The sequence below is a fragment of the Hydrogenophilus islandicus genome (genome assembly GCF_054657095.1).
Genome location: NZ_BAAHXE010000001.1, coordinates 105,781 through 122,356 on the forward strand (window position 1 = coordinate 105,781; position 16,576 = coordinate 122,356).

At 61.1% G+C, this 16,576-nt stretch carries 18 protein-coding genes; 1 reads left to right on the forward strand and 17 read right to left on the reverse strand.

Annotated elements, in window-relative coordinates:
* Positions 1-4: 4 nt before the first annotated feature.
* The 17 genes from ACYQ6T_RS00510 to coaBC all read right to left on the reverse strand — a co-directional run bounded on the left by ACYQ6T_RS00510 (position 5) and on the right by coaBC (position 15,873).
* Entirely contained in the window at positions 5-460 is a 456-nt protein-coding gene (locus tag ACYQ6T_RS00510; protein ID WP_459826370.1) for a DUF934 domain-containing protein, read from the reverse strand.
* Positions 447-2,201: a nitrite/sulfite reductase gene (locus tag ACYQ6T_RS00515; protein ID WP_459826372.1), complete on the reverse strand. Its 1,755-nt coding sequence runs from the start codon at positions 2,199-2,201 to the stop codon at positions 447-449. Before ACYQ6T_RS00515 ends, ACYQ6T_RS00510 begins: the two co-directional genes overlap by 14 nt.
* Positions 2,202-2,362: 161 nt before the next feature.
* A complete protein-coding gene (locus ACYQ6T_RS00520; RefSeq protein WP_459826374.1) occupies positions 2,363-3,412 on the reverse strand; it encodes an MBL fold metallo-hydrolase in 1,050 nt (349 codons plus the stop codon).
* Positions 3,413-3,438: 26 nt separating this feature from the next.
* Entirely contained in the window at positions 3,439-5,163 is a 1,725-nt protein-coding gene (gene soxB / locus ACYQ6T_RS00525; protein WP_459826376.1) for a thiosulfohydrolase SoxB, read from the reverse strand.
* A gap of 34 nt (positions 5,164-5,197) precedes the next feature.
* Complete coding sequence (gene soxX / locus ACYQ6T_RS00530; protein WP_459826378.1) at positions 5,198-5,815, reverse strand: sulfur oxidation c-type cytochrome SoxX; 618 nt, start codon at positions 5,813-5,815, stop codon at positions 5,198-5,200.
* A 16-nt stretch (positions 5,816-5,831) separates the two neighbouring features.
* The gene (soxA, locus tag ACYQ6T_RS00535; RefSeq protein WP_459826538.1) at positions 5,832-6,650 is read right to left on the reverse strand and encodes a sulfur oxidation c-type cytochrome SoxA; all 819 of its coding nucleotides are present in this window, start codon (positions 6,648-6,650) and stop codon (positions 5,832-5,834) included.
* A gap of 53 nt (positions 6,651-6,703) precedes the next feature.
* Complete coding sequence (gene soxZ, locus ACYQ6T_RS00540; RefSeq protein WP_459826380.1) at positions 6,704-7,012, reverse strand: thiosulfate oxidation carrier complex protein SoxZ; 309 nt, start codon at positions 7,010-7,012, stop codon at positions 6,704-6,706.
* Between the two features lie 40 nt (positions 7,013-7,052).
* Complete coding sequence (gene soxY, locus ACYQ6T_RS00545; protein ID WP_459826382.1) at positions 7,053-7,517, reverse strand: thiosulfate oxidation carrier protein SoxY; 465 nt, start codon at positions 7,515-7,517, stop codon at positions 7,053-7,055.
* 34 nt (positions 7,518-7,551) lie between these two features.
* Entirely contained in the window at positions 7,552-8,616 is a 1,065-nt protein-coding gene (locus tag ACYQ6T_RS00550; protein ID WP_459826383.1) for a c-type cytochrome, read from the reverse strand.
* Positions 8,600-9,958, reverse strand: a complete 1,359-nt coding sequence (soxC, locus tag ACYQ6T_RS00555; protein ID WP_459826385.1) for a sulfite dehydrogenase — start codon at positions 9,956-9,958, stop codon at positions 8,600-8,602. Before soxC ends, ACYQ6T_RS00550 begins: the two co-directional genes overlap by 17 nt.
* A 135-nt stretch (positions 9,959-10,093) precedes the next feature.
* Positions 10,094-11,362, reverse strand: coding sequence for an FCSD flavin-binding domain-containing protein (locus tag ACYQ6T_RS00560; RefSeq protein WP_459826387.1), 1,269 nt, complete (start codon positions 11,360-11,362; stop codon positions 10,094-10,096).
* 14 nt (positions 11,363-11,376) lie between these two features.
* Positions 11,377-11,976 carry a c-type cytochrome gene (locus tag ACYQ6T_RS00565; protein WP_459826389.1) on the reverse strand — a complete coding sequence of 200 codons (600 nt, stop codon included), beginning with the start codon at positions 11,974-11,976 and terminating at the stop codon, positions 11,377-11,379.
* Between the two features lie 88 nt (positions 11,977-12,064).
* On the reverse strand, positions 12,065-13,006 hold the full coding sequence (locus ACYQ6T_RS00570) for an ankyrin repeat domain-containing protein (RefSeq protein ID WP_459826391.1): 942 nt from the start codon (positions 13,004-13,006) through the stop codon (positions 12,065-12,067).
* 54 nt (positions 13,007-13,060) lie between these two features.
* Positions 13,061-13,579, reverse strand: a complete 519-nt coding sequence (locus ACYQ6T_RS00575) for a NapC/NirT family cytochrome c (RefSeq protein WP_459826393.1) — start codon at positions 13,577-13,579, stop codon at positions 13,061-13,063.
* Between the two features lie 137 nt (positions 13,580-13,716).
* Positions 13,717-14,157 (reverse strand): NUDIX domain-containing protein, encoded by a 441-nt coding sequence (locus ACYQ6T_RS00580; RefSeq protein WP_459826395.1) that lies wholly within the window; start codon positions 14,155-14,157, stop codon positions 13,717-13,719.
* Positions 14,157-14,591: a dUTP diphosphatase gene (gene dut, locus ACYQ6T_RS00585; protein WP_459826540.1), complete on the reverse strand. Its 435-nt coding sequence runs from the start codon at positions 14,589-14,591 to the stop codon at positions 14,157-14,159. Before dut ends, ACYQ6T_RS00580 begins: the two co-directional genes overlap by 1 nt.
* 7 nt (positions 14,592-14,598) lie before the next feature.
* Positions 14,599-15,873, reverse strand: coding sequence for a bifunctional phosphopantothenoylcysteine decarboxylase/phosphopantothenate--cysteine ligase CoaBC (gene coaBC / locus ACYQ6T_RS00590; protein WP_459826397.1), 1,275 nt, complete (start codon positions 15,871-15,873; stop codon positions 14,599-14,601).
* Positions 15,874-15,886: 13 nt separating this feature from the next.
* Here coaBC and radC point away from each other — a divergent pair, with 13 nt between their 5' ends.
* On the forward strand, positions 15,887-16,570 hold the full coding sequence (gene radC, locus ACYQ6T_RS00595) for a RadC family protein (protein ID WP_459826399.1): 684 nt from the start codon (positions 15,887-15,889) through the stop codon (positions 16,568-16,570).
* Positions 16,571-16,576: the final 6 nt, after the last annotated feature.

The window sequence follows — 16,576 nt, forward strand, 5'->3', positions numbered from 1 at the left end:
TTGATCACCTCGGCTCTGCTACCGGACCACCGCGCGCGACCCGCAGCCACAACGGGGTTGGGAGCCCAGCGCTTGCCTGGTAGGAGTGGGAAAAGACGCGAAGCAGCCGCCGTCCAAGCTCCTCCAGCGCTTCACGTGAATAGCGCCCCGGATCCGGGGCAAATCCGGTAAAGCCGCAACGGCGCAAATAGTCGAGTTGATCGAGCAGGAAATGTCCCACAGCAAAGAGCGGCCCATCCCACCCGCGCGCGCGCAGGAGGGTTGCCATAGAGAAGGGACGACCATCGGTAAATTGCGGAAATTCGATCGCGACCGCCTCGAGATGGCGAAAAGCCTCATCGAGAAGCACAAGGGGATCGTCCTCGACCGTCAACCACACCCGTTTGCTCGGCTGCTGAATCGACGTGAAGGATTCGCGCGCAAAAGGATGGACCGCGCCATCGAGATCAAGCCACCACATGGGCGTGCTCCTCAAGCGGGGTTGCTCCGGTAATGGCCACTCTGGGCGGAAAGGCCTCCGCACCGTAGACGGCGCGCTTGAACGGTTCCAAACCCACACGCGCAACCGTGTCGGCGAACCGCTCGCCTGAACGGCACAACGATCCGTAGGTCTCGAGAAGCCGCTCGATCGCCGCCGCCACCTCGGCAGCAGGAAGCGACGGGCCGATCACCTGTCCGAGGCGGAGATCGTTTCCCCCCTCTCCACCCAGAGTGATCTGGAACCACTCTTCACCCTTCTTATCGACCCCAAGGACGCCAATCGCCCCCAGATGGTGGTGACCGCAGGCATTCATGCACCCCGAAAGATTGATCGCGACACGCCCCAACGCTGCGACGAGTTCAGGCTTTTTGTCCAGACGTTCGATCACCGCCTGGGCGATAGGAAGCGAACGGGCGTTGGCGAGCGCGCAGTAATCGCCGCCAGGGCATGAGATAACGTCGGAAGCCAGGCGAAAGGTCGGACGACCAAACCCCAACGCCCGTGCTTCGCGCCACAACGAAGGCAGCGCCGCTTCAGGCACCCACCCCAACACCAGATTCTGCTCATGGGTCACGCGAATCTCACCGTCGGCGTACCGTTCGCTCCAGTCGGCGATCGCACGCATCTCCGCCGCGGTCACATCGCCCGGCGCCCGATTCCCCCTTTTCGTCACCAAAGCCACTGCGACAAAGCCAGGAACGCGATGGGGCAAGACGTTGCGTTCCCGCCACCGGCTAAAGCTGCGCGCCTCGCCTGCGTCGGAGAACGAGGGGGGAGCAACAGACCGCCAGCTCGTCGCGACGCGCGCGGCGCGGGCGTCATCTTCGGCAAAATGGGCAGCAAGCCGCGCGATCTCGTCGCGCCAGCCGTTGCGGTAAGCCGCAGCAACCTTTTCGCCCAACGCGCGCGCTTCGACCACGTGGCGGCGGAACGCGTCGATGCCGAGCGTCTCCACCAAAATCTTGATCCGCGCTTTGTATTTGTTGTCGCGGCGACCGAAACGGTTATAGACCCGAAGGATCGCCTCGAGCGTCGGCAAGAGCTCCGCGGCCGGGATCCGTTCGAAGAGGCGCTTGCCGACGATTGGCGTCCGGCCCAACCCCCCGCCGACATAGATGTCGATCTCCGGCGCGAGGGGATCTGCGGTGGGGAAGAGATCGATGCCGATATCGTGCGCGCGAATCTCCGCCCGATCCTCCGCGGCGCCGTTCACAGCAATCTTGAATTTGCGCGGAAGAAAAGCAAACTCAGGATGAAACGACGCCCATTGGCGGAGCAACTCGCACCATGGTCGCGGATCGACCCGTTCATCGGCGGCAACCCCCGCCAGAGCATCAGTCGTGATGTTCCGAATGCAATTGCCGGAGGTCTGAATCGCATGGAGGTCGTGTTCCGCCAAAAATGCCAAGATCTCGCCGCTGGCCTCGAGCGAAATCCAGTGGAACTGAATGTTTTGCCGGGTGGTGAAGTGGCCGTAGCCGCGATCCCACCGTTCGGCCACTGTTGCCAACGCGCGCAGCTGATCCGCGGAGAGCAACCCGTACGGGATCGCGACGCGCAGCATCGGCGAATGGCGCTCGCGGTAGAGACCATTTTGCAGCCGCAGCGGCAGAAACTCGTCGTCACTCAGTTGCCCATGCAAATAGCGCTGCAGCTGATCGCGGTACTGCGCTACCCGCTCTGCGACCATTTGACGGTCGATGGTGTCGTATCGGTACATCGCTTCCTTGCCTTGTCAGTTTGTCACGGCAAGTGTAGCGGTCTTCTTTAGATAAATTAAGCAATTAAAAAGCTGATCTTTATTCTTTTTGGATATATTAGAAAAAAGCCCAGTGACGCGCGGGTCACTGGGCCTTTTGAAACAGAAGAAGGAGTCGCGGACTAGAGCTTTCCAGCGAGCGCCATCTGCTCGGCTTCGAGGACAGCGAGACTCACATACTTGCCGATGTTGCTCTCCCACCCTTTCGTCTCTTGCGCTTTACTGGCAACGCGCGGGTCTTGCAACACCAAACGCTTCGCCTCCGAGGGATCGAGCCCCTCTTCGAACGCCTTCACCGCGTTTTCCCAGATGCCGGCGAAGAGCTCGCGCTGCCAGGCAAGGACGTTTTGGCTGGGACGGCCATGTCCCGGGATCCAGAGGTGACCCGGGCACGCCGCCTGCAACTTGTCGATGAAGTGCAGCGACCCCGGATAGGAGCCGTCGTCCATGTTGGCGATGCGCCGATCCATCGCCACGTCCCCCACGTGGGTCACCTGATCCTCGACCACCTCAAAGCAGAGGTCACCCGGCGTGTGCGCACGGCCGTAGTGGTGGATGCGGATCGTGACGTTGCCAAACGAAAAGGTCTCGCCGTGGTTTGCCACCCGGTTGGGCGGAACCAATCGGGTCCCTGCGGTCGCCCCGTTGGTCCAGCGCTCCAGAAGGTTCAACCACAGGCTTCCCTCTTTCTTCTCGATCGCCTCTTTGGTGAACGGATGGGCATAGAAGGGAATCTCACCGAACGCCTCGAAGTAGGCTTGCGCAGCGAGATAGTGGTCGCCGTGGTAGTGGCTCGCAAAGAGTGCGACGACCGGTTTGTCGGTGACGGTACGAATCATCCGAATCGCCATCTCGCCAATCTGGACCGAGCCCCCGCAATCGAGGAGCACGACCCCCTTCTCGGTAACCACGAAGGTGACGTTACACATCATCCCCCGGTTTTCAGGGGTGGGGAAGCCGTCTTTCGCGTAGATGAGCCAGACGTGCTCGCTCAACCGCTCCGGGGCAATATCGGGCACGGGCGGCCCCTTGATAAAGAGCTCCGCATCGCGGGCAAACGCGGCGAGCTCTTCACCCCACCATAACCCACCGCCCGCGGCAACTGCCGCGACCCCACCAAGGCGGCGCAAAAAGCGCCGCCGGGAGGGTGAGTAGTGCTGCGCCTGCGCCATGATACGTCTCCCCTGCTATCCGTCTGCTACAGTGCAATCCCCGGATTTCCTTCGACGCCGATAATGCGCGGCGTGTTAAGCGCTTTGATACTGACCCGCTTTTGCGCCCGCAGGTACTCCGCAACGACCTCCCACACGGGCGGCCCGGCTTCCCGGCTCTCTTCGGCAACCGGCGCCCAACCCGCTACCTTGTACTTCTTGTTGGGGTCAAGGGGTTTGCCGTTGAGTTTCATATCCTGGATCCGCTGCCCCATCGGTGCGTTGGGATCGATCGCGTATTGCAGCCCTCCAACGCGCACCATATCCCCCCCCTGTTGGTAGTAAGGGTCGGGGTTGAAGAGGTTGTCGGCGACATCTTCGAGGACATTTTTGATCTGCGCCCCGGTCATCTCCGTGAGCGTACTCCACGGATAGGTGATCGCCGTCTGATCGAGGAGATGTTCCATCGTGATCGTCTGCCCGGGGAGAATCGTCGTCCCCCACCGGAAACCGGGGGAGAAAGAGATCTCCGCCCCGCGAACAGCGATCAACGCATCACAAATCAGCTGATCCCAGGTGCCGTTGAAGTTACCGCGGCGGTAGAGGAGCCCTTCGGCAACCGCCAACGGTTCAGCCAATTTTTGCTCATACGGCGCGCGCACCTTCTGGATGTAGGCCGCCATTTCGGGATCAGCCGGAAGGAGGTTGGCAAAGACCGGGAGCAGCCGGTAACGGTAGCCGGTGACCTTCCCGCCCTTCACCTCCAGGTCCATCACCCCGAGGAACTTGCCGTTCGAACCGGCGTTGGTCACGAGCGTCTTGCCGCCCGCGTTTTCGACGACCACCGGCTGATAGACGCCGTCGTGGGTGTGGCCCCCGAAGATCACGTCGATCCCCCGGACGCGCGCCGCCATTTTGAGGTCGACATCCATCCCGTTGTGCGAAAGGACCACCACCACCTGCGCCCCTTTGCTGCGCGCCTCGTCGACGGCCGCTTGCAGCTGCTGCTCTTTGATCCCGTAACTCCATTGCGGGACGAGCCAGCGGGGGTTGGCAACCGGGGTATAGGGGAAAGCTTGCCCGACAATCGCCACCGGAACGCCGTTGATCTCGCGGATCACATAGGGCTTGAAGACCGGGTCTTCGAAATCGGTGGTGTGGACGTTTTGCGCGACGATATCGATCTTGCCCGCAAAGTCCTTCGTCTCGATCTCTTTGACCCGCTCGGCGCCAAAGGTCGCCTCCCAGTGAAGGGTCATCACGTCGACGCCCAAAAGCTTACACGCGTCGACCATATCTTGCGCGTTGGTCCACAGCGACAACCCCGAACCCTGCCACGTGTCGCCCCCGTCCAAGAGGAGTGCCCCGGGACGCGACGCTTTGAGCTGTTTCACAAGGGTACGCAGATGAGCAAATCCCCCCACCTTGCCGTAGATCTTCGCCTTCTCTTCGAAATCGAGATAGGTAAAAGCGTGCGCCTCGATGCTGTTGCGCGGGATCCCGTAGTACTTGAGGAAATGTTCCCCGACGAGGTGGGGAACCTGCCCGCGCATCGAGGCGACTCCGAGGTTCACCTGCGGCTCACGGAAGTAGATCGGCAGGAGCTGCGCGTGACAGTCGGTCATGTGCAGGAGCGAAACGTTACCGAAACGCGGCAGGTTATAAAGGTTTTCTGCCTCTTTCGCCGCCTGATCGGCGTTTGCGGTCAAACTCCAACCGCCCGCCGCTGCAACGGCCAGAACTTGCATAAATTCACGTCGATTCATCGCCATCAGGAGTCACCTCGAAGTCGTTCGCACCAATCAATCAATGGTTCTTGTTCACCGGAGATTCGGGATCAAAGAGGTAAGCCATCACATCCTTGATCTGCTGTTCGGTCAAAATCCCCGCGTCGCCAAAACGCGGCATGCTCGAACAGAGGTTGAGGCTCTTGCTGTTCCAGATCTGCTGCCACGCCCGTTTGAGGACCTCTTCCGACTGGCCGCGCTCTTTGCCGTAACCCGAGAGCGACGGGCCGATGTTGCCGTAGGAGAGCTCCTTCTTGTCCATCTGGTGGCAGTTGTAACAACCGCCGCCATTGACAGTATCGGGTTTGTCAGTCCAGGTGAGGCCCCGGCCACTCTGCGCGATCTTCTCGCCCTCTTTCCAGTTTCCGAGGTATTTTCCATCCGAAGGCCAACGGATCGTCTGCTCCTGGAGCTTCAACAGCTCAGTGTAGGTCTTTTGATCGACCTTTTCACCCGCCTCGAGCGCTGAACAGTACTTTTGGAAATCGAGCTGGATCATCCGCTCTTTGGCGGCGATCCCCGAAGTTTTGAACGAGCGGTCGACGAGCTCTTTGAACTTCGCGTCCAACGCCGCATCTGCGGCCCAGACCGACGCGGTGGCGAGCGCACTGGCGACCATCAGCATTGCTTTTTTCATGACTCCTCCGCTTGCTTCACCGCTTGATCCCCGGGGTCAGCATCACCCCGCCGTTGGCGTTCGCGGCCATATAGACCGAAAGGGCAATCGTCGCGTCCGAAACGTAGATCGGCTCGGCAGTCCGCTGCTGCCGGAAGCAGTCGTTCAAGCGCATCTGCATCGTCCAGAACTGACTGTTCGAGACGCGGTAAGCAGGCCACGACCCCCACCCCGCAGCAGCCCCCTCGTGTTTCGTGAGGTTGGGAAGCTCTTGCAAGCGAATACGCTGACCGTCGTGCGCGTGACAGGTGGCACAGGAGAAATCGAAGGGTCCGGTGCGGTAGAAGAACATCTTCTTCCCGAGCGCGTACATCTCCTTCATCTTGGGGTGGGACATGTCGACTTGAATTTTTTCACCGTTACTTTCGGTGACAATGTAGGCGACCAGCTGATCCATCCGAAGCTTCTCCCCTTTGCCCCACGGAGCGTCAATCACCTTTTGGGGGTCAACCCCTTGCAGTTGCTCCATGCAGGTGATGAGCCGCGATTCGAGATCCTGAACCCGACCCGTATCCGGGAAGTAGCGCGGAAGTCTGGCAGCAGCCCCTTTGACCACGCCAGGCCCCAGACCGAGATCACACTTCTCGAGTGACTGGTTCTTCGGCCCGTAAGGGGTGCGCCACAGCTGTTCGCCTTCCATCGCGAGCAAGTCCGACGGGTTCCCGTCGGCGATCTGTTTGCGATACTCTTCAATAGCCTTCAGACGGGACTTGTCCTCGTCGGCTGCAGCAGCCGCGCCGGAAACAGCACCACCCAAAAGGGAGAGCGCGGCAAAAACGGTGAGTTTTTTTCTAATCACGGGACTCCTCCACGATGATAAGGAGGCGGTCACTCCGCCTCCTCTGCCGGTTACTTCACTTCGACTGTCTCTTCTTTCGATTCCCCTTTGTTGTCGACCCACTTGAGGGCGATCTTGTCGCCGGCTTTCGCCTTCACGTCGAACTCGAAATAGGGGTTGGTCGAGATCGCGCCACTCCATTCAGCGGTGAGCACCGGTTTGCCATTGACGCTCGCCACCACCTCGGTGATGTAGTGCGCCGGAATAGTGTTACCCGAAGAGTCTTTCCGAAGCCCGGTCTCCATCGGATGGGAGATCAGCGCACGGACGTTGACCACCTCACCTTCGATTTTTGCGCGAATCCGCATCGGTCCACTCATTGCACGCTCCTTTTTGTGCTCAATGATTCAACATCAACGATTAACCGCCGCAACCACCCAGCGTCACCTTGACCTCTTTCTTGGTCATGTAGTATTTGCCGCCCGCTTTGACCACCGCGATCACATCTGAGCTTTGCCCCATCTTCACGCGGGTCTTCACACGCGGCAGCGCATCGGGCGTCAGGTGGAAGACCGCCGCGAGCGGGTTGGGGTTCTTTTCGATAAAGAGCGCGATCGCTTCGGTGTTGGGGAGCTTACTTTCGATATCCATCGGCACCACCGCGCCGTTTTCGGCGATATCGGGAGCGGTGAGGACCACGCTCGCATTCTCTTGTGCCCCTTCGGCCCCCAGCGCCTTCAGCGCCTCATCGAGCTTCTTGGCCTGGAAGGCGTTTTCCATCTGCCGCGCGGCAAGTGCAGAACGCGGCTGCACGAAACCACTGGTCACAAGCGCCCCAAAGAGGCCCAACCCAACACCTGCTTTCAACACTTCACGACGTTGCATGCTGCTTCTCCTTTGCCAACCAACCAGTTTGGAGTTACTCCACCGTAGCTCCGTTCACCACCCACTGAGCCAGTGCGCGGAGCTCCTCTTCTGAGAGCGCAGGGTGCGGAGGCATCGGGACGTTGCCCCACACACCCGCGCCACCATTTTTGATTTTCTTCGCCAAATAGTCAACCGCGTCGGGCTTCCCGGCATATTTCGCCGCGACATCCTTGTACGCGGGGCCGACAATCGCCTTGTCCACCCCGTGGCACGCCGTGCACCCTTTGAGCTTGGCGAGTTCGAGCATCGACTGCTGCTTCCCACTCGCTGTTTGCGACTCAGCTTTGGCCGCTTCCGAAATCTCCTTGCCGCGAACGGGACCGACGATCCGGTTCTGCTCCTTGAGGTTGCCGTGGGCGTCCCACGCAAACTCGGGGAGGTTCGATGCGATCACCACCTCTTTCTTACAATCTTTCATGCAGTTGCTGCCCTGCACGTCGGGTTTGCCGCCGTTGCCGATGCCACCTCCTTTCAGACCGGGCCCCCACGGCCACATGCCGTGGTCCCAGGTCATTCCGTTGCGGTTCGGCATGCGCTGCTGCACCTCCTTGATCGTCTCCTGATTGAGTTCGAAGTCGGCAGGGATGATCTCGGCAAGGTTGAGGAGGTAAGCAACGAGCGCATAGACCTCGTCCGATTTTAGCGACTTCGGCGAGGTCCACGGCATTGCCCGGTGGATGTAATCCCAAAGGGTAGAGACGGTGGCCACCTTCATCAGCGTGGTCCGCTGCGGGACTGACCCGGTCACGAGCGCCTTCACCCGTCCGGTTTGGATATCTTCCTGGGTCGTCCCACCAACCAGCGGGGTGAAGACCTCGTTCGACTCCGCAAAGTCACCGTGGCACATCGCGCACTTTTGCAGCCAGATCTTCTCCCCCTCTTCGGCCGTCCCACGGCCCGGAGGAAGACCGACGAAATCGGGGCGAACGTCGATATCCCACGCCTTCACTTCTGCCGGAGTGGCCGGCCGTCCGATCCCTTCATATTTTGCTGCAACGGCTGCACCACAAGCCACAGCGGCAGCCAACGCGATCAGAGATTTAGAGAACTTGGACATTGCTCACCTCGCCATTTTCACTGACCAGCCACGACTGGATTGCGTTGTTGTGGTAGATCGAACGGGTTCCGCGCACCTTGCGCAACTGCCCATAACTCGGCTGAATGTGGCCGGTCTCATCAACCGCGCGCGATTGCAGAATCGCCGGCTTGCCATCCCAAACCCAATCGATATTGAAGCGGGTGAGCGCTTTGGGAAGCACCGGCTGCTCGAGGCGGGCCTGCCGCCAGTTGATCCCGCCGTCGGTCGAGACATCGACGCGCACAATCTTGCCCCGTCCCGACCAGGCGAGGCCGGAGATGTTGTAAAATCCTTTATCAAGAAGGATCTGCCCGCCCGACGGGGTGGTGATCACCGACTTCACCTCTTGAAGCGAGGTGTACTGCCGGTGCAACCCATCGGGCATCAGATCGATGTAGTGCACCGCTTCGTCCTTCGTCCCGTAGGGTTTGTCCCCCACTTCGACGCGGCGCAGCCACTTCACCCAGCTGACCCCCTGCACCCCGGGAACGACCAGACGCAACGGGTAGCCGTTCTCTGGCCGGATCATTTCGCCATTCATCCCGTAGGCGACGAGGACTTCGCCCGATTCGACGAGCTCCATCGGGATCGTCCGCGTCATCGACGAACCGTCGGCCCCTTCAGCGAGGAGATAGCGCCCCTTCTTGAGGTCGGCGCCACACATCTCGAGAAGATCGATCAGGCGCACGCCGGTGAACTCGGAGCAGGAGAGCATCCCGTGGGTATATTGGACGGTGGGCACCGCGACGTTCGCCCACTCCATGCCGGTGTTGGCGCCACACTCGATGAAATGGATGCGCGACACCGACGGGAGACGCAGCAGGTCGTCCATCGTAAAGACCATTGGCGTCTTTACCAGGCCGTTGATCATGAAGCGGTGGCGGGTGGGGTCGATATCGTGCCACCCTTGGTGGTGGCGTTCAAAGTGCAGCCCCGACGCGGTGATGATCCCGAATGTCCCCTGAAGCGGGGTAAAAGCAACCGACGAGGCCGCCGTTTGCGTGAGCCCCGGGCTCTGCCGCCGGATCAACCCCGCCTCATATTTCGACGGGAGGCCGTACCCGCGGGTCGCGACGGGCATCCCGAGCGTGGTGCTCCACTCCGGGAGATTGAGAATGTTGGGATCCCCTTTGCCGGGGTCAACGGTCTCACCATAGGCATTGATCACTGGGGCGCTCGCGGCGAGCGCCGATGCGGTGGCAAACGCTTTGCGGATGAAATCGCGCCGCCCCTTTTTGATCGCTTCGATCTCCTCCGGCGACAGGAAGTTTTCCGGTGCCTTGCGAATCAAGCCGATCTTCGTCGCTAACTCTCGACTCATCGAACTCTCCATTGGCGAAAAAATTGATCTACGTCAAAATTTATTGTATCGTGAAATTGTGAAATGTCAAGACTAAAATCCTTGAGGAGGCGCAACCGCCTCCTCGCGCAACTCAATGGGAATAAAAGAAAATCATCAGCCGAACATCTCGGTAGTGATGTTGCGGTACCACGATTCGGCGTAGGCCGCCTCGCGACGCAATATCGCCTCTGGCGCATCAGCAGGGGTCAAACCACCCGCCTTCTCTTTGATTTCGCCGTCGACGAGTTCATAGATCCCCGCCACCGAAACCGCTTGATCACCAGTGACATAGCTATAGCAGGTGTTGGTATAGGCCGGCGTGAGCGGGTCTTTGCCGTTCAGTAGCAGCGCAACGGCCATCGCACAGACCTTCGCCTGACTGTTCGCCGCATAGGCGGACTTAGGCATCGCGCCGGCGATTGCCGCGTCGCCAATCACGTGAACCCCCGGGACGAGCTTCGATTCGAAGGTGTGCTGGTTCACCGGGCACCACCCCTTGTCGTCGGTGAGGTTCGCATCCTGCGCGATCTTGCCGGCTTTCTGCGGCGGGATGAGGTTGAGGACATCTGCCTTGAACTCGCCCGCATCCGATTTCACCGTTTTACTCGCGACATCGACCTTGAATTTCGTCCCCGCCATGTCGGGACCGAGCCGCTCGACGATGCCGGAGTAGTGCTTCTGCCAAGCAGCGGTAAAGAGCCCCTGCTTGGAGAATTTCTCTTTCGGATCGAGGATGATCAGCTTCGACTTCGGCTTATGCTGCTTGAGGTAGTTGGCGATCAAGCACGCCCGCTCGTAGGGCCCGGGGGGACAACGGTAAGGGTTCGGCGGCGCGACCATCACCACAAGCCCACCGTCTTTCATCTCTTGCAGCTGCTTGGCGAGGATCGCGGTCTGCTCACCCGCTTTCCAGGCGTGGGGGATCGTCTTTTCCGCCTCTTTGCTGTACCCTTCGATCCCCTCGTAGACGAGGTGGATCCCCGGCGAGACAATGCAGCGGTCGTAAGAGAACTTCTGGCCACCCGCCGTCACCACGGTCTTCGCCGCGCCGTCGATCGCGGTGACGGTATCGTGCACCACCTTGACGCCGCGCTTCGCGAGCCCCTCGTAAGTGTGGCGGATCGACTCGAGCGGCCGCAGCCCGCCAACCACCAGGTTACTGAAAAAGCAGGTGTAGTACTCTTTGTTCGGCTCGATCAGAGTCACTTCGATCGACGGGTCGTAGCGCCGCAGGTATTGGGCTGCCGTAGCCCCTCCTGCACCCCCACCGACGATCACCACCTTTTTCGCGGCGCCCAACGCCAACGAGGGGGCACCGACGACCCCGACCGCGGCGGCGGCACCCAACCCTTGCAAAAAAGTACGACGATGCATCCGATTCATGGCTACTCCTCCTCTCACTTCTGGCTCGCGTAGAAGTTGACGACCGCCTGGAGCCCATCCCGCCCCTCTTTTTCGAGCAACTCAGCCAGACGCTTCTTCATGTTGCTCTCTTTGTACTCGCGCTTCTCGGCAAGATAATCTTCAAGCTGATAGTGGAGGTAGGGCGACCACTGGCCGGCCAAAATCCCCGCTTCGGCGCTCGCTTTCCCTCCCTCTTCGTGACACTTCTCACAATAGCGCTCGTGGAGTTTCTTCCCTTTTTCGGCCAATTTGGCGTCGAACGGCTGCGCAAACCGCTGGAAGGGCTGCTTCGCGAAATACTCGGCCATCAGTTTGATCTGTTCGTCGCTGTACCCTTTCGCGATCCGCGGCATGATCGTTCCCGGCCGCTTCCCTTCGCGATAATCTTTCATCGCTTCGATGAAAATTTCCGGATTCATCCCGGCGATTGTCGGCGATGCCGGTCCATGGCTTGAACCATTAGGACCGTGGCAGCCCGCACAGGTGTTGCTCACTACCTGCGCGTAGTCGACCTCAACCGCGTGCGCCTGCGGCACGGCCGCAAAAGCGAGCGCCGCTGCCGCCCCCAACGCGACACCTTTCCAACGCTTCATCGTCTGCTCTCCTCTTGTTGCACAACACACCCCCCTTGGCGGGGTCCCTCAAAACGCCAACCGGAGAGTGTCCCCGATTGACTAGACCTTAGCGCAGCCCGCGCAACCACGCGGCGAGCTCCGTATGCCCGCGCTTTTCGGCTATCGTGATAGCATCGTCGCCATGGCGGGTGCGAACAGCGGGCGCAGCACCCCGCGCGACAAGCAACTTCACCAGATCGAGCCGCCCTGCATCAGCCGCGGCAATGAGCGGCGTAGCCCCCTCGACATCCTGGTGGTTGATATCGGCACCGCGTTCGAGGAGGAGTTCGGCAGTATGGAGATGTCCCTTGGCAGCAGCTAACATCAGTGGCGTTTCGCCTTCGTCATCGACGACATCGACCCGAGCCCCGTGGTCCAAAAGCCAATGGACCACATGCAGCCGCCCCGTCTCGGCGGCATAGTGGAGCGGCGCTTTGCCGTCGCGGTCACGCAAATCGATGTCTGCACCGCCGTTCACCAAGAGCTCGACCGCCCGCAGATCCCCTTTTGCCGCGGCCCGCATGAGCGGGGTCACCCCGTGACGGTCGCCACTATCGGGGTCGGCGCCGCGAGCAAGGAGCAGGCCAATCAGTTCGTGGTAGCCGCGTGCCGTGGCAATCCCGAGTGGCGTCTCCCCACTGCGCGTTTTGATATTGACACGCGCCCCCCGATCAATCAGGTAAGCGGCAACGTCGATCCGACCCGACTCGATCGCATAAAAGAGGGCGTTCCGGCCTACCGAGCACCGGGCATGGAGGTCAGCACCCGCCTCCAAAAGGGTTTTGACGGTGGCAAGGTCACCGCTCTCTGCCGCATACATCAACGGTGTTTGGCCGAACTCGCCTGTGGTTTTGGGGGAGACCCCTTGCGCAAGGAGCGCTCGTACCGTCTCGGCGTCCCCCAATTGTGCCGCTTCAAAGAGCGCCTTCTCGTCATGCGTGAGCGCGTGGACCACGGCGGAAGAAAGGAGTAAACCTCCGACTGCCAGTTTCAATAGGCGACGCTTCATCCCCCTCTCCCTCGATCCGACGATGCAAGCTCTCTCATTTTAGTCAACTCGCGCTCAAGATTGCGGCTCTTTGGGCAGACGATGGGCAATGCCTTGGTGGCAGTCGATACAGGTCTTTCCTTCCATTGGCGCGTTTTCGTGCTTGCGTCGCGCGGAGCGCCCCTGCGCTGCAAGATCCATGTCGGCAAACTCGTGGCAGGTACGGCATTCGCGGGAGTTGGTCTCCTTCATCCTCGCCCAGACGCGGTTCGCCATCATCCAGCGGTGCGCTTCGAACTTCTCCTGCGTGTCGATCGTACCGACGAGGTGGTGGTAGATGTCCTTGACCGCAACAATCTTCGCCGCAACTTTGGGAAAGAACTGTTTGGGGACATGGCAGTCGGCGCATTCGGCTTGAACACCGACCCGATTCTTGTAGTGGATCGTCTCCATCCACTCCGCCTTGTTCCACTGCATCGTGTGGCATGAAGTACAAAATTCGGTGGTGTTGGTGTATTCAAAAAAGGCGTTCACCGCCCCCAACGCGAGAACACCCGAGAGAAAGAGCCCGACGGCGAAGAACCACTTTTTCATCGTCACTCCAAACGGGGTTGAAAAACAAGTGTTTTACGGTTATGTACTTATGGATTCATTGTATAAGAATTTTGACCCCTGTCAAGAAAAAAAGCAGACGAATTATGCTGCGGTGCAAAATCGCGCAGTAGAGGGGGCTACCAACCGAGCTCAAAAAGCCACGTCCCCCCGAGCTGCGACCAGATGGCCGCGAGATAGGGCACGAGGGGTTCAGGGGGATTCGCGCGCGGCGCCCAGCAGAGTCTCGCCGCCCGATCCGGTTCGCAGCATTTCGGCACCCCTTGCCAACGGGTGAGGGTGAAGAGAAACTCGATGCGGTTGGTGTCGGACAAGCGGTGGATCGCCCCTAAAGGTTCGAGGTCCCCTGGGGCCACCGCAATCCCCAACTCCTCCGCGAGCTCCCGGCATGCGGCAGCGCGGAGCGACTCACCCGGTTCGACGTGCCCGCCCGGCAAGCTCCAGAAGCCGTCGAAAAAACCAGTGCCGGCACGAAGCTGAAAAAGGACCTTCCCCCCCGGGTCGCTGAGTACCACCTGAACCGCCGTAGGGATCCCCGCGCGGGGAGCATGCGACGCCATTACCGGCTTCCAGTGCTGCCAAAGCCACCCTCGCCGCGTGTGGTCGGCGCAAAGGACTCCACCACCTCAAAGGCGACTTGGACCACCGGCACGACGACGAGCTGGGCGATGCGCATCAACGGCTCGATCGTGATCGGGTTGGCGCCACGGTTCCAGAGCGACACCATGATCTCCCCTTGGTAATCGGAGTCGATCAACCCCACAAGGTTACCCAACACCAGACCGCTTTTATGGCCCAACCCCGAGCGCGGCAGAATCATCGCCGCAAGCGTTGGATCGGCGAGGTGGATCGCGATCCCGGTCGGGATGAGCTCGGTCGCCCCGGGCGCAAGGGTGATCGGTTGCGCGATCGCAGCACGCAAGTCGAGCCCTGCCGCCCCCTCTGACGCGTAATGGGGGGGATGGGCGCGAATCCGTTCGTCGAGGAAGTGAATGGCGACTTTAGGGCGTTGCGCAGTCACGTACTGCTCCTTCACTTGAAGCCGACAACAGCGATCGCAGGTGGGCGAGAATCCCCCACGCTACTTCTGTCTTATCTCCAGGGGGCAAGGGGTGACGGCCGGCGGCGTCGTAGAGGACCACCCGGGTGCGGTCGTGGCCGAGCGCTTCATGTGCAAGGTTGCCGACCACCAGGGCAAGCCCCTTGCGCTGCCGCTTCTCTTCGGCATAGCGATCGAGCGCCTCGCTCTCAGCAGCAAAGCCGACACAGAGGGGGCCATTGGGGAGCGCCGCCACCTCGGCGAGAATATCGGGGTTGCGCACCAGCGTGAGCGTCAGCCGCTCGGCACTCTTTTTGATCTTCTGGGGCGCCTCCCGCTCTGGGCGGTAGTCGGCAACCGCCGCGACCCCGACGAAGAGGTCCGCCCCTGGGGCATGGACAAGCGCCGCGTCACGCATCTCCAACGCCGTCTGGACGTCGATTCGCCGCACCCCCCACGGCGTTGCGAGCGACGAAGGACCAGCGATCAAGACCACCTCAGCGCCCGCCATCGCAAAGGCTTCGGCAAGGGCAAATCCCATCTTGCCGGAGCTCAAGTTGGTGAGCACCCGCACCGGGTCGAGCGGTTCCTGCGTCGGTCCGGCAGTGAGGACGACCCGTTTGCCACGGAACCACTTGGGGGCGAGTTGGGCCTCGATCGCGCGGACGATCTCCGCTGCTTCGATCATCCGCCCCTCCCCCACTTCGCCGCACGCTTGCGCCCCTGAGGCCGGGCCCCACACCTCAGCGCCGTCCTCACGAACCTGCGCGAGGTTGCGCTGCGTCGCGGGGTGACTCCACATCGCACGATTCATGGCCGGCACCACCGCCAGGGGGCAATCGCGCGCGAGCGCCAAAGCGCTCACCAGGTCGTCGGCCCGCCCCTGCGCCAGGCGCGCGAGGGCATCGGCCGTCGCCGGCGCAACGACCATTAACGCCGCGCCCCGCGTAAGGTCGATATGGGCCATCGCATCGTCCGCTTCGCCCCCCCAGAGGTCGTGCCAGACGCGTCGTCCTGAGAGCGCTTGAAAGGTGAGCGGTGTGACAAAGCGGGTCGCCGCTTCACTCATCACGACGTCCACAACCGCCCCGCGCTCGACCAGCCGCCGCACCACTTCGCAGACCTTGTACGCGGCAATGCCGCCCGTCACGGCGACGACGATCCGTTTTCCACGGACAAAGGGGGGCGCAGGATGCCCCTCTGGAGCGCTTGCGGTAAGATTACCAAGTTCTGCCATTTTTCTGCTTTCAATGTCGATCAACGATTGGCCCGAACTCGAGCGCCCGCGGGAGAAGTTACTCGCCAAAGGGGCGCAGCACCTCAGCGACGCCGAGCTTTTGGCGATTTTCCTACGGGTTGGCGTCCGCGGCAAGAGCGCGGTTGATCTGGCGCGGGAGCTCCTCACCACCTTTGGCGACATCGCGTCGCTGATTCACAGCGAACCCGCGGCGTTGGCGCAACTTCCCGGTGTAGGGCCGGCGAAGACGGCGCAGCTCCTTGCGGCGGTCGAGCTCGCACGGCGAGTGCTCTGGCAGGAGGCGCGCCAAACCCCCGCGTTTGAGAAACCCCAAGCAGTCAAGGAGTGGTTGCGGCTGCAGATTGGCGGACTCCCCCACGAACTTTTTTTGGTGCTGCTGCTGGACCAGCGTCACCGTCTGATCCGCAGCGAACCCCTCTTTCGCGGCACCACCCATGAGGCGACCGTCTATCCGCGCGAAGTCGCCAAACTGGCTTTGAGCGCCAACGCGAGCGCGGTGATCATCGCGCACAACCATCCGAGCGGCTTTGAGGAGCCGAGTCGCGAAGATCTCGCGATCACCGAACGGGTCGCACGGGCGCTGGAGCTGATCGATGTGCGGCTCCTCGACCACTTCATCGTCACGCGCCACACCACCGTCTCGTTTGTCGAGCGGGGGCTTTTTACCGCGCGGTGACCCCGC

What these genes read in the sequence shown, in the direction of transcription:
- ACYQ6T_RS00510 (WP_459826370.1), bottom strand. Translation starts at nt 460, where the DNA reads ATGTGGTGGCTTGATCTCGATGGCGCGGTCCATCCTTTTGCGCGCGAA.
- ACYQ6T_RS00515 (WP_459826372.1), bottom strand. Translation starts at nt 2,201, where the DNA reads ATGTACCGATACGACACCATCGACCGTCAAATGGTCGCAGAGCGGGTA.
- ACYQ6T_RS00520 (WP_459826374.1), bottom strand. Translation starts at nt 3,412, where the DNA reads ATGGCGCAGGCGCAGCACTACTCACCCTCCCGGCGGCGCTTTTTGCGC.
- soxB (WP_459826376.1), bottom strand. Translation starts at nt 5,163, where the DNA reads ATGGCGATGAATCGACGTGAATTTATGCAAGTTCTGGCCGTTGCAGCG.
- soxX (WP_459826378.1), bottom strand. Translation starts at nt 5,815, where the DNA reads ATGAAAAAAGCAATGCTGATGGTCGCCAGTGCGCTCGCCACCGCGTCG.
- soxZ (WP_459826380.1), bottom strand. Translation starts at nt 7,012, where the DNA reads ATGAGTGGACCGATGCGGATTCGCGCAAAAATCGAAGGTGAGGTGGTC.
- soxY (WP_459826382.1), bottom strand. Translation starts at nt 7,517, where the DNA reads ATGCAACGTCGTGAAGTGTTGAAAGCAGGTGTTGGGTTGGGCCTCTTT.
- ACYQ6T_RS00550 (WP_459826383.1), bottom strand. Translation starts at nt 8,616, where the DNA reads ATGTCCAAGTTCTCTAAATCTCTGATCGCGTTGGCTGCCGCTGTGGCT.
- soxC (WP_459826385.1), bottom strand. Translation starts at nt 9,958, where the DNA reads ATGAGTCGAGAGTTAGCGACGAAGATCGGCTTGATTCGCAAGGCACCG.
- ACYQ6T_RS00560 (WP_459826387.1), bottom strand. Translation starts at nt 11,362, where the DNA reads ATGAATCGGATGCATCGTCGTACTTTTTTGCAAGGGTTGGGTGCCGCC.
- ACYQ6T_RS00565 (WP_459826389.1), bottom strand. Translation starts at nt 11,976, where the DNA reads ATGAAGCGTTGGAAAGGTGTCGCGTTGGGGGCGGCAGCGGCGCTCGCT.
- ACYQ6T_RS00570 (WP_459826391.1), bottom strand. Translation starts at nt 13,006, where the DNA reads ATGAAGCGTCGCCTATTGAAACTGGCAGTCGGAGGTTTACTCCTTTCT.
- ACYQ6T_RS00575 (WP_459826393.1), bottom strand. Translation starts at nt 13,579, where the DNA reads ATGAAAAAGTGGTTCTTCGCCGTCGGGCTCTTTCTCTCGGGTGTTCTC.
- ACYQ6T_RS00580 (WP_459826395.1), bottom strand. Translation starts at nt 14,157, where the DNA reads ATGGCGTCGCATGCTCCCCGCGCGGGGATCCCTACGGCGGTTCAGGTG.
- coaBC (WP_459826397.1), bottom strand. Translation starts at nt 15,873, where the DNA reads ATGGCAGAACTTGGTAATCTTACCGCAAGCGCTCCAGAGGGGCATCCT.
- radC (WP_459826399.1), top strand. Translation starts at nt 15,887, where the DNA reads ATGTCGATCAACGATTGGCCCGAACTCGAGCGCCCGCGGGAGAAGTTA.